Origin of the sequence: Mesorhizobium sp. Primo-A, from assembly GCF_003997175.1 — a bacterium.
GTDB classification, from domain to species: Bacteria; Pseudomonadota; Alphaproteobacteria; order Rhizobiales; family Rhizobiaceae; genus Mesorhizobium; species Mesorhizobium ciceri.
Genome location: NZ_RZTG01000001.1, coordinates 496,289 through 509,571 on the forward strand (window position 1 = coordinate 496,289; position 13,283 = coordinate 509,571).

General features: G+C 61.8%; 17 protein-coding genes. 13 read left to right on the forward strand and 4 right to left on the reverse strand.

Translation table 11 applies throughout. The features are described 5' to 3' along the window. Positions 1-109 precede the first annotated feature (109 nt). The 7 genes from purC to EOC83_RS02420 all read left to right on the forward strand — a co-directional run bounded on the left by purC (position 110) and on the right by EOC83_RS02420 (position 4,115). The gene (gene purC, locus EOC83_RS02390; RefSeq protein WP_013532127.1) at positions 110-904 is read left to right on the forward strand and encodes a phosphoribosylaminoimidazolesuccinocarboxamide synthase; all 795 of its coding nucleotides are present in this window, start codon (positions 110-112) and stop codon (positions 902-904) included. 43 nt (positions 905-947) lie between these two features. After that, entirely contained in the window at positions 948-1,190 is a 243-nt protein-coding gene (gene purS / locus EOC83_RS02395; RefSeq protein ID WP_063170213.1) for a phosphoribosylformylglycinamidine synthase subunit PurS, read from the forward strand. Beyond that, positions 1,191-1,643 carry a hypothetical protein gene (locus EOC83_RS02400; protein ID WP_063167821.1) on the forward strand — a complete coding sequence of 151 codons (453 nt, stop codon included), beginning with the start codon at positions 1,191-1,193 and terminating at the stop codon, positions 1,641-1,643. 4 nt (positions 1,644-1,647) lie between these two features. Next, a complete protein-coding gene (purQ, locus tag EOC83_RS02405; protein WP_024504558.1) occupies positions 1,648-2,316 on the forward strand; it encodes a phosphoribosylformylglycinamidine synthase subunit PurQ in 669 nt (222 codons plus the stop codon). An 84-nt stretch (positions 2,317-2,400) separates the two neighbouring features. Next, positions 2,401-3,066, forward strand: coding sequence for a glutathione S-transferase family protein (locus EOC83_RS02410; RefSeq protein ID WP_013532130.1), 666 nt, complete (start codon positions 2,401-2,403; stop codon positions 3,064-3,066). After that, positions 3,063-3,470, forward strand: a complete 408-nt coding sequence (locus tag EOC83_RS02415; RefSeq protein ID WP_063167820.1) for a hypothetical protein — start codon at positions 3,063-3,065, stop codon at positions 3,468-3,470. Before EOC83_RS02410 ends, EOC83_RS02415 begins: the two co-directional genes overlap by 4 nt. Before the next feature lie 3 nt (positions 3,471-3,473). Beyond that, positions 3,474-4,115 (forward strand): Pr6Pr family membrane protein, encoded by a 642-nt coding sequence (locus EOC83_RS02420; protein WP_013532132.1) that lies wholly within the window; start codon positions 3,474-3,476, stop codon positions 4,113-4,115. 76 nt (positions 4,116-4,191) lie between these two features. Here EOC83_RS02420 and EOC83_RS02425 read toward each other — a convergent pair whose 3' ends face one another. Next, positions 4,192-4,443 (reverse strand): DUF1127 domain-containing protein, encoded by a 252-nt coding sequence (locus EOC83_RS02425; RefSeq protein ID WP_063167819.1) that lies wholly within the window; start codon positions 4,441-4,443, stop codon positions 4,192-4,194. 92 nt (positions 4,444-4,535) lie between these two features. Between EOC83_RS02425 and EOC83_RS02430 the strand changes: the two genes are divergently transcribed. The 6 genes from EOC83_RS02430 to EOC83_RS02455 all read left to right on the forward strand — a co-directional run bounded on the left by EOC83_RS02430 (position 4,536) and on the right by EOC83_RS02455 (position 11,073). Continuing rightward, positions 4,536-5,945 carry a PLP-dependent aminotransferase family protein gene (locus EOC83_RS02430; RefSeq protein ID WP_013532134.1) on the forward strand — a complete coding sequence of 470 codons (1,410 nt, stop codon included), beginning with the start codon at positions 4,536-4,538 and terminating at the stop codon, positions 5,943-5,945. 119 nt (positions 5,946-6,064) lie between these two features. Beyond that, entirely contained in the window at positions 6,065-8,296 is a 2,232-nt protein-coding gene (gene purL / locus EOC83_RS02435; RefSeq protein WP_013532135.1) for a phosphoribosylformylglycinamidine synthase subunit PurL, read from the forward strand. Then, the gene (locus EOC83_RS02440) at positions 8,293-8,805 is read left to right on the forward strand and encodes a hypothetical protein (protein ID WP_024504561.1); all 513 of its coding nucleotides are present in this window, start codon (positions 8,293-8,295) and stop codon (positions 8,803-8,805) included. Before purL ends, EOC83_RS02440 begins: the two co-directional genes overlap by 4 nt. Before the next feature lie 125 nt (positions 8,806-8,930). Next, the gene (locus EOC83_RS02445) at positions 8,931-9,164 is read left to right on the forward strand and encodes a BolA family transcriptional regulator (protein WP_010909092.1); all 234 of its coding nucleotides are present in this window, start codon (positions 8,931-8,933) and stop codon (positions 9,162-9,164) included. A 141-nt stretch (positions 9,165-9,305) separates the two neighbouring features. Then, positions 9,306-9,641: a Grx4 family monothiol glutaredoxin gene (gene grxD / locus EOC83_RS02450; RefSeq protein WP_063167818.1), complete on the forward strand. Its 336-nt coding sequence runs from the start codon at positions 9,306-9,308 to the stop codon at positions 9,639-9,641. A 163-nt stretch (positions 9,642-9,804) separates the two neighbouring features. Beyond that, on the forward strand, positions 9,805-11,073 hold the full coding sequence (locus EOC83_RS02455; protein ID WP_082826441.1) for a multidrug effflux MFS transporter: 1,269 nt from the start codon (positions 9,805-9,807) through the stop codon (positions 11,071-11,073). On the opposite strand, the gene EOC83_RS02460 is transcribed toward EOC83_RS02455, so the two are convergent. From EOC83_RS02460 to ttcA, 3 genes are read right to left on the reverse strand one after another with little or no spacing between them, the layout of a single operon-like run. Further along, a complete protein-coding gene (locus EOC83_RS02460; protein WP_063167817.1) occupies positions 11,070-11,477 on the reverse strand; it encodes a hypothetical protein in 408 nt (135 codons plus the stop codon). The genes EOC83_RS02455 and EOC83_RS02460 overlap by 4 nt on opposite strands. Positions 11,478-11,536: 59 nt before the next feature. Continuing rightward, positions 11,537-12,364, reverse strand: a complete 828-nt coding sequence (locus EOC83_RS02465) for an inositol monophosphatase family protein (protein WP_013532140.1) — start codon at positions 12,362-12,364, stop codon at positions 11,537-11,539. Beyond that, on the reverse strand, positions 12,354-13,271 hold the full coding sequence (gene ttcA / locus EOC83_RS02470) for a tRNA 2-thiocytidine(32) synthetase TtcA (RefSeq protein WP_063167816.1): 918 nt from the start codon (positions 13,269-13,271) through the stop codon (positions 12,354-12,356). The genes EOC83_RS02465 and ttcA overlap by 11 nt, the downstream gene beginning before the upstream one ends. Positions 13,272-13,283 lie beyond the last annotated feature (12 nt).

Here is a 13,283-nt window from a genome sequence, read left to right on the forward strand (position 1 = left end):
TGTGATTGGGATAGACCCGGCATTGAACCCTACCGTAGCCGCACTATTTCAGGCAGACGGACAGGAAATGGTCTGATACCGCCTGTCCGGAACCCCAGAGAAAAATCAGATGAAAAATCGCCGCCGCATTTATGAAGGCAAGGCCAAGATACTCTATGAGGGACCCGAACCGGGCACGCTTATCCAGTTCTTCAAGGATGATGCAACCGCGTTCAACAAGAAGAAGCACGAGGTCATCGACGGCAAGGGCGTCCTCAACAACCGCATTTCCGAGTATATTTTCAACCATTTGAACCGCATGGGCATTCCGACCCATTTCATCCGCCGTCTGAACATGCGCGAGCAGCTGATCAAGGAAGTCGAGATCATTCCGCTCGAAGTGGTGGTGCGCAATGTCGCCGCCGGTTCGCTGTCCAAGCGGCTCGGCATCGAGGAAGGCACCGTTCTGCCGCGCTCGATCATCGAATTCTATTACAAGGCCGACGCGCTCGACGACCCGATGGTGTCGGAAGAGCACATCACCGCGTTCGGCTGGGCGAGCCCGCAGGAGATCGACGACGTCATGGCGCTGGCGATCCGCGTCAACGACTTCCTCTCCGGCCTGTTCATGGGCGTCGGCATCCAGCTCGTCGACTTCAAGATCGAATGCGGCCGCCTGTTCGAAGGCGACATGATGCGCATCGTCGTCGCCGACGAGATCTCGCCGGACTCCTGCCGCCTGTGGGACGTGGCGACGCAGGACAAGCTCGACAAGGACCGTTTCCGCCGCGACATGGGCGGCCTCGTCGAGGCCTACCAGGAAGTTGCCCGCCGCCTCGGCATCATGAACGAGAACGAGCCGCCGCGCCCGACCGGCCCGGTGCTCGTCGCCTCGACCGACGGCCTCAAAGGCAAGCCGCACTGATCGCGGTTTGCGACCCGATAATCAGAACAGGAGCATGTCCAGCGTGATCAAGGCCCGCATTACCGTCACCCTCAAGAACGGCGTGCTCGACCCGCAGGGCAAGGCGATCGAACACGCATTGTCCGGCCTGGGCTTCGGCGGCGTCGGCACGGTGCGGCAGGGCAAGGTGTTCGACGTCGAGCTGGCGGAAAGCGACAAGGCCAAGGCCGAAGCCGACCTCAAGGCCATGTGCGACAAGCTGCTGGCGAATACGGTGATTGAGAATTACGCGGTGGAGATAGGCTGATTGAACTCAGTCTTTGCAAAACATGCAAGCAACGTTGTGGAGCTATTCCACCGACTCGACGATGCAATAGCCCGTGGCTTTCTGGATAAATTTCCACCAGAGCCGGGTGTGTATTTATTCTTGGAGGATGGCACTCCCGAAAGAATCGGGCGTACGAACAATCTCTCACAGCGATTAAAGAACCATCTCCGGCAAGATCATGGTTCTGCTGCGTATGCCTTCAAACGCGCTCGTCAAAAGCTAGGGCTAAAGCCCACATATCGCAAAGGTTCCGGCAGGAAAGACCTTCAAAAAGACCCGGCTTTCGTTGAAGTTTTTCGGGCAGAGATCGAGCGATTGAAGACACTCAGCGTGAAATATGTGGTTGTTGAAGACATTGCAGAGCAGTACCTGCTCGAAATTTACTCAGCAATCGAATATGGGTTCGCCCTAGACGAGTTTGGGAATCACTAAGAAAATGAAATCCGCCGTCGTCCTCCTGCCTGGCCTCAATCGCGACCGCGACATGATCGCGGCGCTGACCAAGATTTCGGGAACACCGCCGGTCACCGTCTGGCAAACCGACACCGAAATCCCCGATGTCGATCTGATCGCCATTCCGGGCGGTTTTTCCTTCGGCGACTATCTGCGCTGTGGCGCGATCGCCGCGCGCATGCCGGTCATGCGGGCAGTGGCCGAAAAAGCGGCCGCGGGCGTGACGGTCATCGGCGTCTGCAACGGTTTCCAGATCCTGGTCGAGGCCGGCTTGTTGCCGGGCGCCTTGATGCGCAACACCTCGCTGAAATTCGTCTGCCGGCAGGTGAAGCTCGAGATCACCAATGCCAACACCATGTTCACCCGCCGCTATCAGCCGGGCCAGATCATCCGCTCGCCGGTCGCGCATCATGACGGCAATTATTTCGCCGACGCCGACACGCTTGCCCGTCTCGAAGGCGAAGGCCAGGTGGTGTTCCGCTATGCCGAGGGCACCAACCCCAACGGCTCGATCAACGACATTGCCGGCATCGTCAACAGCCAAGGCAATGTGCTCGGGCTGATGCCGCATCCGGAAAACCTGATCGAAGCAGCTCATGGCGGTACCGACGGCCGCGGACTGTTCGAGAGCGCCCTCGGCATCGCTGCCTGACGATATCGAAGCGAACAGCTTGAAAACAGCCGGACATTCCTGTCTCTTTGGAGCAAGTCTGGTTCATTGGGGAGAGAGACGGTCATGAAACTCTATTCGCGGCCGTTGTCGCCCTACTCGTCGATCGTGCGGGCATTGGCCTACATCAAGGACGTGCCACTCAAGATCATCGCGCCGCCGCCCGGTTTTCCCATCCCGGAAGAGTTTCGCGCCATCTCGCCGATGAACCGGATTCCGGTGCTGATCACCGGCTCGGGCGAGACGATCGTCGAATCGGTGGTCATCGCCGAATATCTCGAGGAACGGTTTCCAGAACCGGCGCTGCTGCCCCCCGATTCCAAGGACCGTGCGCTGGTGCGCATGTTCGCCCGCATCACCGATCTCGATGTGCTGACCCCGTTGATGAAGCTTTTCGAGCTTCATTCCGTGCCGAAGCGCAACAATGCCGAGATCGACGCTCAGTTCGCCCGCCTGCATCATGGACTGGCGGCAATCGAGGCCCGTATGGCGCAAGGGCCCTTCGCACTCGGCGACGACATCAGCTTCGCCGATGCCTGGCTGACGCCGACGCGGTTCATCTTCAACAATTTCCGCGCCATGACAGGACGCCACGACCTGCTCGACGCCTATCCCAAATTCGACGCCTACCAGCAGATCGCCTCGCAACACCCGGCATTGTCGCGTGTGTGGGGCGAGATGACCGACGGCTTGAAAATCTTCCTGTCCGAGCTTGAGATGGGTGCCGCTTGATCAAGTCGAGGACGATCGCGCTGGTCGCCGCGACGGGCTTTGTGCTGGCATCCTGCCAGTCGACGCCAAAGAGCACGCCTGTTCCCTCGGGCAAAAGTGCAGCGCTGCTGGCCATGGAACAAGTGGCGATCGCCGCCCACAAATGCTGGATCGCCAGCAAGGACCCGGCCTTCAAACCGTATCAGATGGCCAATGAGCTGAATTCGTTCAGCGGCACGCCGCGTTTCCTGCTGGTTCCGGCCAAGCACTATGGCGGCAAACCTTTGCTGGTCGTGCAGGCGCAAGGCAATTCTAGCCGTGTCGACGTCTTCGGACCGCTGATGAACGATCCGCTCGGCGCCCGCATCGGCTCCGACATTTCCCGCTGGCAGGCCGGCAATCCGGCCTGCGCCGCGACGGCCTAGCCCATGGGCCGGTTCCTGCAGATTGTGGGGCTGGTCATCGGTCTGGCCGGGCTCATCCTGCAGTTCTGCATCAGCATTCCTGCATCGATGGAAGCAGGCCGCAGCCTGCTTGGCTCCGTCATTTTCGTCTTCAGCTTCTTCACCATCCTGACCAACATCGGCGCGGTGCTGGTGTACACGTCGCTGCTGTCACCCACCTTCTATGCCTGGCTGCCGGCCTTTGCAGGGGCGCGGATGCGCACCGGCGTTGCGGTTTCGATCGCACTGGTCTTCATCATCTACGCAACGGTTCTGGCACGACTCTGGCAGCCGCAGGGACTGTTCCTGCTCTGCGATGTTCTCCTGCACTACGTCACGCCGGTGCTGTTCGTGCTGTGGTGGCTGATATCGGGCGCCGACGGCCGGACACGCTGGAGCGACATTTCGTGGTGGGTGATCTATCCCATCGCTTATCTGGTCTATGCGCTGGTGCGGGCGCCGCTTGCCGGCGAGGTGCCCTACCCTTTCCTGAACATCGCCAAGAACGGCGCGACCAGCGTCGTCATCTCAGCTGCAGCCATCACCGGACTTTTCCTCGTGCTGTGCGTGGTCGCCGTCCTTGCGGACCATGCCGTTGCACGCACCAGGGCGTCGAGGGTCCGTTAGAACTGTGCGGACCTTCTGTCCGGATTTCCCGGGACCATCATCTTTCCCAAACCGGTTCCCACTTTTGGGATCACGGTCAGTCCCAGAACGGCCTGATGCCCTCGCGGTGGGCGTCGCAGCGCGTGACGCCGATATCCTTGAGCTGGTCGTCGGTCATCTCCAGCAGAGCCAACCGGCTGCGGCGGCGATCCAGCAGGTTGTCGATCCATCTTGCCAGCGACCTCAGCACGCGCACAAGGCGGCTGACAAAGCCGCGCTGAGCCGACGGGCGTGTCGATTGGGCCGATAATGCAGCGCTCGAATGACGTATTGTCACGATTGTATTCATTTTCTTTCTGCCAAAGTCCTAAATTGTACCCTTTTGGCACGCGATTGATATGTATTGACTCATCTATCGGTGCAATATAGAAAATTGTCACCATGACAAATTGGCTTCCAGATCTCACTGCCGGCTCCGGCCCGCTGTATCAGCGGCTGGCGGATTCCATCGAGACGGACATCGATCGGGGCGTGATCGATGCCGGCGCAAAGTTGCCGCCGCAGCGCGACCTCGCCTACGACATCGGCACCACCGTCGGCACGGTCGGCCGGGCCTATCAATTGCTGCGCGAGCGTGGGCTGGTGAGCGGCGAGGTCGGGCGTGGAACCTATGTGCTCGGCCAGCGCGCGAAGCCGGATTTTCCGGCTCCGGACGTCGGCGGCGAAGGCACGCGCTATATCGATGCGCCTAAAGGCAAGCTGCGTTTCGACAGCACCGCAGCACCTGATATCGGCCAGGGCGACATTGTCGCCGGTGTCCTGTCGCGCACGGCGCAAGACCATCCGCATGAGATTTCGAGCTACACCAGGGATTTCCCCGAACGATGGTACGAAGCCGGCGCCCGCTGGTTGGCGCGCAATTCCTTTCGCCCGGATGCCGACACCATCGTTCCCACGCTCGGCACCCATGCGGCGGTGATGGCGGCGATCGCGGCGCTCACCATGCCTGGCGACTATGTTGCCTTCGAGCACCTCACCTACTCGCAGGTTTCCCGCAGTGCCGGCTTGATCGGCAGGCGCACCGCGTTGGTGGCATCGGACGATGAAGGCATCGATCCGCAGGATTTCGAGCGCGTCTGCGCGCAAAAGCATCCCAAGATGATCTTCCTGATGCCGACGGCGCAGAATCCGACGCTGGCCACCTTGTCGGCGGCGCGCCGCGAAGCGATCGCCCATGTCGCACGCGAATACAATGTCGTCCTCATCGAGGACGACCTCTATGGCAATCTGACCGATGATCCGACGCCGTTGCTGGCCGAATATGCTCCTGAGAGGACCATTGTCGCGGGCGGCCTGTCGAAGTCGGTCGCAGCCGGTGTGCGCGGCGGCTGGCTTTCCTGCCCGCCCGCCTACCGCCACCGCATCCGCGTCGCCCACAAGATGATGACCGGCGGCATGCCCTTCCTGCTGGCGGAGGTGAATACAAGGCTGGTGCTGTCCGGTCAGGCGGATGAGATACGAAAGCGCAGCATCGCCGAAATCAGCGCCCGCATCGCCATCGTACGCGAGACTTTGGCCGGCTTCGCCTTCAAGTCGCATGACAGGGTGCCCTTTGTCTGGCTGACCCTGCCCGACCCCTGGCTTTCCGGCACCTTCAAGAACGCTTGCCTGGAGCACGGCGTGCTGATCGACGACGAGGACGAATTCAAGGCCGGCCGTTCCGAGCAGGTTTTCCATGGCGTCCGCTTCGGCGTTTCGCAGCCGAGACAGCGCGGGGATATCGCTGAAGGCGTTGCGGTGATCCGGCGACTTCTCGATGAAGGCCGCGCCGGCTACGACAGCTTCTCCTGACACTGCGTGGCTTTGTCCGGTTTTCCGTCGTTTTTCGTCAATCCATGGGTGTATCGGCCGCAAGGCTTGCGATAAGACGGGACTCAAAATCCCAACGTCCCGGATAAAAATCGCCGCCCATGACCATTTCCAATTCCGTGCCGATCACCCCCGAGCTCATTGCCTCACACGGGCTCAAGCCCGACGAGTACCAGCGCATTCTCGACCTCGTCGGGCGCGAGCCGAGCTTCACCGAACTCGGCATCTTCTCGGCGATGTGGAATGAGCACTGCTCCTACAAATCCTCGAAGAAATGGCTGCGCACGCTGCCGACCACCGGACCTCAGGTCATCCAGGGGCCGGGCGAGAATGCTGGCGTGGTCGACATCGGCGATGGCGACTGCGTCGTCTTCAAGATGGAGAGTCACAACCACCCATCCTACATCGAGCCCTACCAGGGTGCGGCGACCGGCGTCGGCGGCATATTGCGCGACGTCTTCACCATGGGCGCGCGGCCGATCGCGGCGATGAATGCGCTGCGTTTTGGTGCGCCCGACCATCCCAAGACCAGGCACCTCGTTTCAGGCGTGGTTTCCGGCGTCGGCGGCTATGGCAACGCGTTCGGCGTGCCGACGGTCGGCGGCGAGGTCAATTTCGATGCCCGCTACAATGGCAACATCCTGGTCAACGCCTTTGCAGCGGGCCTTGCCAAGACCGATGCGATCTTCCTGTCCGAAGCCAAGGGAGTCGGCCTGCCGGTCGTCTATCTCGGCGCCAAGACCGGCCGCGACGGCGTCGGCGGCGCCACCATGGCTTCGGCCGAATTCGACGACAAGATCGATGAGAAGCGTCCGACAGTGCAGGTCGGCGATCCCTTCACCGAAAAGTGCCTGCTGGAAGCCAGCCTCGAACTGATGGCCTCGGGCGCCGTCATCGCCATCCAGGACATGGGTGCGGCCGGCCTCACCTGCTCGGCGGTCGAAATGGGCGCCAAGGGCGACCTCGGCATCGAGCTCGATCTCGACAAGGTGCCGGTGCGCGAAGAGCGCATGAGCGCCTACGAAATGATGCTTTCGGAAAGCCAGGAGCGCATGCTGATGGTGCTGCGTCCGGAAAAGGAAAAGGAAGCCGAGGCGATCTTCCACAAATGGGGGCTCGACTTCGCCATCGTCGGCAAGACCACCGACGATCTGCGCTTCCGCGTGCTGCACCAGGGCGACGAGGTTGCCAACCTGCCGATCAAGGATCTTGGCGACAAGGCTCCGGAATATGACCGGCCGTGGATCGAACCGAAGAAGCCGGCGCCGCTGGCCGCCAATGATGTTCCGCAAGCCGATGTTGCAGACGCGCTCCTGAAGCTGCTCGGCGGTCCCGACCTGTCTTCGCGCCGCTGGGTGTGGGAGCAGTATGACACGCTGATCCAGGGCAATTCGCTGCAGCTTCCAGGCGGCGATGCCGGCGTGGTGCGGGTCGAAGGCCATGCGACCAAGGCGCTCGCCTTCTCGTCCGACGTGACGCCGCGCTATTGCGAGGCCGACCCTTACGAGGGCGGCAAGCAGGCGGTGGCCGAATGCTGGCGCAACTTGACCGCCACCGGCGCTCTGCCGCTGGCCGCAACCGACAACCTCAATTTCGGCAACCCGGAACGGCCCGAGATCATGGGCCAGCTGGTCGGTGCCGTGAAGGGCATCGGCGACGCCTGTCGTGCGCTCGAATTCCCGATCGTCTCCGGCAATGTCTCGCTCTACAACGAGACCAACGGCCAGGGCATCCTGCCCACCCCGACCATCGGCGGCGTCGGCCTGATCGCCGATTGGTCGAAGATGGTGCGGGCCGGCTTTGCGGCCGAGGGCCAAATGATCCTGCTGGTCGGCGCGCCGGCGTCCTGGGGAACGCATCTCGGGCAATCGGTCTATTTCAGGGACATACACGGCCGCACGGATGGACCGCCGCCGCCGGTCGACCTCGAGCATGAAAAGCGCGTCGGCGACCATGTGCGCGCGCTCATCGCCTCCGGCATCGTCACGGCGGCGCATGACGTTTCCGATGGCGGTATCGCGGTGGCTTTAGCCGAAATGGTGATGGCGTCCGGCATCGGCGCCACCGTTCCCGGCCTTGTCGGCACCGACCCGATCCCGGTCTGGTTCGGCGAGGATCAGGGCCGTTATCTGCTGACGCTGTCGATCGACCCGCATGGTGACGAATGGGACGCCATTCGCAAGCAGCAGGGCGAGCTTGGCATCTTCGCGCCGTGGATCGGCTCCACAGGCGGCAGCGCGCTGAAGCTTGGCGACGCCAGGGCAATCCCGGTCAGCGAACTCTCCTCGGCTCACGAAGGCTGGTTCCCGCGCTTCATGGATCAGGCTAGTTGACCACACTGGCTGCCCGGGCGCTGCTTGCAGTCGTTTTCTGGCCGTCGCTGTTCTTCTTCTGGTTCCTGGGACCGTTCGTCTTTTTCCTGCTGTCGACAACCTCGAGCGAGGTTTGTATGCGGCTGGAAACACGTGCGGAGTTCCTTGCCGCGGCGAACGGCGCCGTCCCGATGCTGGCGCTGCAGAACCTCCTCTACGCGGTCCCGATCATCTGCCTGGTGCTCTGGGGCCGCCTTTTCCCGGATCCGGCACGGGCAAGGCACATCGTCACCTGCGTCAAGCTTTTCGCCGGCACGGTGGTCGTGGGCGCGTTGTGGGAGTACGGCTCGTCGCTCATCTGCGACGGCCATGGCCAAGGGTTCTTCTCGCCGGCTTGGCAAATGACGAGCTATCTCCCCATTGTCAGCCTGCTGCTCAACGCGCCGCTCTATGTGCTTGCCTTCAGCCTTGGCCGCGCTTTCTCGACACGCGAGGACGTTGCCGAGGATGAAGCAAGCCCACCGGCCTAGTCTTTCTCTGAAGCCGTGTGGCCGTTGGCGGGACAGAACGGCTTCAATCCGGACCGGAAAGGCTTTAGGCTCACCCGACTCTCATCTTATGGCCGGCTACCGGCCGCTCGAAACAGGATTTTGCCATGGCAATGGATGCCCACGACATCGAAAAACTGATCAAGGACGGCATTCCGGACGCCAAGGTGACGATTCGCGATCTCGCCGGCGACGGCGACCACTATGCGGCCGAGGTGGTGGCCGAGAGCTTTCGCGGCAAGAGCCGCGTCCAGCAGCACCAGATGGTCTATGACGCGCTGAAGGGCAATATGGGCGGCGTGTTGCACGCATTGGCGCTGCAGACCAGCGTTCCCGACTGACCCTTAGCGCTTGGCCCAACACGGCTCATCCTTTGCGCCATTTCAGCCACGGCGCGGCTAACGTCTTGTTTCGAGCAATCGTTGGGTTTATTTGAAGGGTATGTTTCGAGCCTGACTCCCACAGGCGGGAAAGGATATTCCATGAGCAGCATCAACGACTACATTGACAATGAAGTGAAGGGCAACGACGTCGTCCTTTTCATGAAGGGCACACCTGGTTTCCCGCAATGCGGATTTTCCGGCCAGGTCGTCCAGATCCTCGACTATATCGGCGCCGACTACAAAGGCGTGAACGTCCTGGACTCGGCTGAACTGCGCCAGGGCATCAAGGAATACTCCAACTGGCCGACGATCCCTCAGCTCTACGTCAAGGGAGAATTCGTCGGCGGTTGCGACATCGTGCGCGAGATGTTCCAGGCGGGCGAGCTGCAGACGTTCCTCGTCGAGAAGGGCGTCAGCGTCAAAGGCGCCGCCTGATTTCTGTTTTGTGCATGCCCGAAATCGACGTTGATTTTCGGGCATCGAGCACCAGGCACCGGGGCAACCTCACCTCGGCAATTTTCATGTCCTGACCCCAGGACCAGGACGAGCCAATGCGCCGGCCCGCCGGCGCATTTTCGTTTGAAAGATCGGACTTGCCGTGGACCAGCCAAAACCAGCGCCGCAATCGGCAAGCAAACTGCCCATTCCGCGCTGGGAGTTCATCGCTCTGTGCGCGGCACTGATGGCGCTGAACTCGCTGGCCATCGATATCATGCTGCCGGCTCTGCAGCAGATCGGCGCCTCGCTCGGCGTCGAAAATGAAAACCACCGGCAGTACGTCATAACGGCCTACATTCTGGGCTTCGGTGGCGGGCAGCTGTTCTTCGGGCCGATCTCGGATCGCTTCGGACGTCGCGCACCACTGGTCGCCGGGCTGGTGATTTATGTCGCCGCGGCTGCGGCCGCCGCCGTTGCACCAAGCTTTGAAACACTTCTGCTGTGCCGGGCCGTGCAAGGCATCGGTGCAGCCGCCACTCGTGTCATCGCGGTCTCGATCGTGCGCGATACGTTCGACGGCCGGCGCATGGCCGAGGTGATGTCGCTGATCTTCATGGTGTTCATGGCGATACCGGTCATTGCTCCCGGCATCGGCCAATTTATCATGCTGTTTGCGACCTGGCATTGGATCTTCGTCACCATGGCCGTCGGTGCGCTGCTCGTCTCGGCCTGGTCGCTGCTGCGCCTTCCTGAAACGCTGCATCCCGAACATCGCCGGCCGCTGACGCTCAACTCCATTGTCGGCGGGTTTCGTATCGTTCTCACCAACCGCATTGCGATCTGCTATGCCTTCGCCAGCACCTTCATTTTCGGCGCCATGTTTGGCTTCATCGCTTCGGCGCAGCAGATCTATGTCGACATTTTCAAAGTCGGCGAGATGTTCCCGGTCATCTTTGCCGGGGTTGCGGGCGTGCTCGCCTTCTCCAACTTTCTGAACTCGCGCCTTGTCGGTCGCATCGGCATGCGCCGCCTGTCGCAGAGTGCGTTGCTGCTGTTCCTGGTCATCAGCCTTGCCTGGCTGGTGATTTCGCTGGAGATGAAGATGCCGCTCTGGCTGTTCATCACCTTCTTTGCCTGCGCCATGCTTCCATTCGGTGCGCTCGGCGCGAACTTCAACGCGCTGGCCATGGAGCCGCTCGGCCAACTGGCCGGCACGGCTTCGTCGATCCTCGGTTTCATGCAGACGTTTCTCGGCGGCATTCTCGGTACGCTGATCGGCCAGGCCTTCAACGGCACGGTGACGCCGCTGGCCGCCGGCTTCTGCAGCGTCTCGGTCGCCGCGCTGCTGATGATCTTCATCGCCGAGCGCGGCAAGATGTTCCAGCCACAGAACCCGCCCGTTTCAGGGCACATCACCGACTTGCATTAGGACGCACCTTCAAGGGCTGCCGTGAACCGAGGGGCAAGCATGCGCCCCGCAATTGCTTCGCCCATGCTGTCCGAAAAGTGCAATGGCAGAGCGTCATCGAGTGCCCTGAGGATGGATGCCACGAAGGCCCGGCTGCGCTGGGCATCGGTTCCCAGATCGGAATATGTGGCGCGAGGTTTGCCGATCAGCGTGCCGTTGCGGCGAAGCGAGAACCGCAGCGTGAGGGACATGCCCGCGGTTCCGGGTGGCGGCTTCCAGCAGGCATAGATCGCGTCCGACATCTCCTTTATCGTGTCGACGGGATCGGTACTGCGACAGCTGCGCTCTTGCGACCTTGCTTCCAGGGAACTGGCGAACAGACCGGCGGCAAGAGCCGCCGCGACAAATGCAAACCGAGGTTTCATTCGAGAGCCTCCGGATTTGCGCGAGATTGTACTGCTTTCGGCTAACGCAGCAATCGATCCTACTGCGCCCAGAGCTCGCGGCGCAATTCGTGCCAGCTTTCCTTGTCTGGCGCGACAAGCAGGCCGCCGCCGAGATGCGAGGGCAGATAGGCGCTGCCGTCGAAGCGCGCCGCATGGCCGCCGGCCTCGGCATGGATCAGCACGCCGGCCAGGTGGTCCCACGGCATCAGCTTGTTGTAGACGACGAAGTGGGCATGGCCGCTCGCCAGCAGGCGGTATTCGTGCGCGGCGCAGCGATAGGCGAACTGCGACAGGATCTTGGTCTGGTTGCGCGCCAGCCGTGTCCGTTCCGGCTCGGCCATATATTGCCAGGAGACAGAGCCGGTCATCTCCGAGATCGGCGCGGGTACCGCTACATGCACCTTCTCGATGCTGCCGTGCGCATGCCGGATATGGCTGCCGGCACCCCTGGCGCCAATCAGCCAGTCCTTGCCGACGGGATCGTGGATGATGCCGGCGACGGTCTCGCCCTTGACCACGACCGCCAGCATGACGCCGAACAGCGGCACGCCGGAGGCGAAATTGAAAGTACCGTCGACCGGGTCGATGACGAAGGCCAGATCGGCATCGCCCAACCCGTTTAAAAGCGCTGGATTGTCGGAACAGGCCTCCTCGCCGACGACCATCGCTGAGGGATACCGCTCGCGCAGCCGCGCGGTGATCAGCCGCTCGGCATTGACGTCGGCTTCGGTCACCAGGTCGGCGGCCGACGTCTTCTGCCTGACATCGCCATCGCCCAACCGGCGAAAGCGCGGCATGATCTCGGCCAGTGCCGCCTCGGCCAGAATGCCGGCCAGCCAGTCGATCGCGGTGTCGTCAAATGTCATCGGCTTGCCTTGTGGTGAGGGTCTTGAGGGCAGCGAAATCGAACAGCTTTCTGTCGAGCAGATGCGATGGCCTGCTGTTCGACAGCGCGCGCAGCATCGTATCCTTGCGGCCCGGCATGCGCTTTTCCAGGTCCTCGAGCATCGCCTTCATGGCATTGCGCTGAAGACCTTCCTGGCTGCCGCAGAGATCGCAGGGAATGATCGGGAATCGCATGGCGGCAGCGAATTTTTCCAGATCGACCTCGGCGCAATAGCTCAAGGGCCGCAGCACCATGACGTCGCCTTCGTCATTGAGCAGTTTTGGCGGCATGGCGGCGAGACGCCCGCCATGGAAGAGGTTCATGAAGAAGGTCTCGAGAATGTCCTCGCGATGATGGCCGAGCACCAGCGCCGAGCACCCCTCCTCGCGTGCAATGCGGTAGAGATGGCCGCGCCTGAGACGCGAGCAGAGCGAGCAATAGGTGCTGCCCGCCGGCAGCTTGTCGGTGACGACGGAATAGGTGTCCTGATATTCGATCCGGTGCGCAATGCCGTGGCTGTCGAGATAGTCCGGCAGGATATGTTTGGGGAAATTCGGTTGGCCCTGGTCGAGATTGCAGGCCAGAAGATCGACCGGCAAGAGCCCGCGCCATTTGAGGTCGAGCAGCACCGCGAGCAGGCCGTAGGAATCCTTGCCGCCCGACAGCGCTACGAGCCAGCGCTGGCCGGGCTTGACCATCGAGAAATCCTCGATCGCCTGCCGGGTCAGCCGCAGCAGCCGCTTGCGCAGTTTGTTGAACTCGACCGAGGACGGCACGTCGGCGAACAGCGGATGGAAACCGCCTTCGCTGTCGGCGACCAGCGGATGGAAACCGCCTTCGCTGTCGGCGACCGGTTCGAGCGTTTCAATGTCTGGAAGCATGTTCATGGCATGTCGCTT

Bases quoted from the DNA above. Each gene is read 5' to 3' on its own strand.
- purC (WP_013532127.1), top strand. From the start codon at position 110: ATGAAAAATCGCCGCCGCATTTATGAAGGCAAGGCCAAGATACTCTAT.
- EOC83_RS02430 (WP_013532134.1), top strand. From the start codon at position 4,536: ATGACAAATTGGCTTCCAGATCTCACTGCCGGCTCCGGCCCGCTGTAT.
- purQ (WP_024504558.1), top strand. From the start codon at position 1,648: ATGAAATCCGCCGTCGTCCTCCTGCCTGGCCTCAATCGCGACCGCGAC.
- EOC83_RS02465 (WP_013532140.1), bottom strand. From the start codon at position 12,364: ATGACATTTGACGACACCGCGATCGACTGGCTGGCCGGCATTCTGGCC.
- EOC83_RS02410 (WP_013532130.1), top strand. From the start codon at position 2,401: ATGAAACTCTATTCGCGGCCGTTGTCGCCCTACTCGTCGATCGTGCGG.
- EOC83_RS02460 (WP_063167817.1), bottom strand. From the start codon at position 11,477: ATGAAACCTCGGTTTGCATTTGTCGCGGCGGCTCTTGCCGCCGGTCTG.
- EOC83_RS02425 (WP_063167819.1), bottom strand. From the start codon at position 4,443: ATGAATACAATCGTGACAATACGTCATTCGAGCGCTGCATTATCGGCC.
- grxD (WP_063167818.1), top strand. From the start codon at position 9,306: ATGAGCAGCATCAACGACTACATTGACAATGAAGTGAAGGGCAACGAC.
- ttcA (WP_063167816.1), bottom strand. From the start codon at position 13,271: ATGAACATGCTTCCAGACATTGAAACGCTCGAACCGGTCGCCGACAGC.
- EOC83_RS02420 (WP_013532132.1), top strand. From the start codon at position 3,474: ATGGGCCGGTTCCTGCAGATTGTGGGGCTGGTCATCGGTCTGGCCGGG.
- purL (WP_013532135.1), top strand. From the start codon at position 6,065: ATGACCATTTCCAATTCCGTGCCGATCACCCCCGAGCTCATTGCCTCA.
- EOC83_RS02445 (WP_010909092.1), top strand. From the start codon at position 8,931: ATGGCAATGGATGCCCACGACATCGAAAAACTGATCAAGGACGGCATT.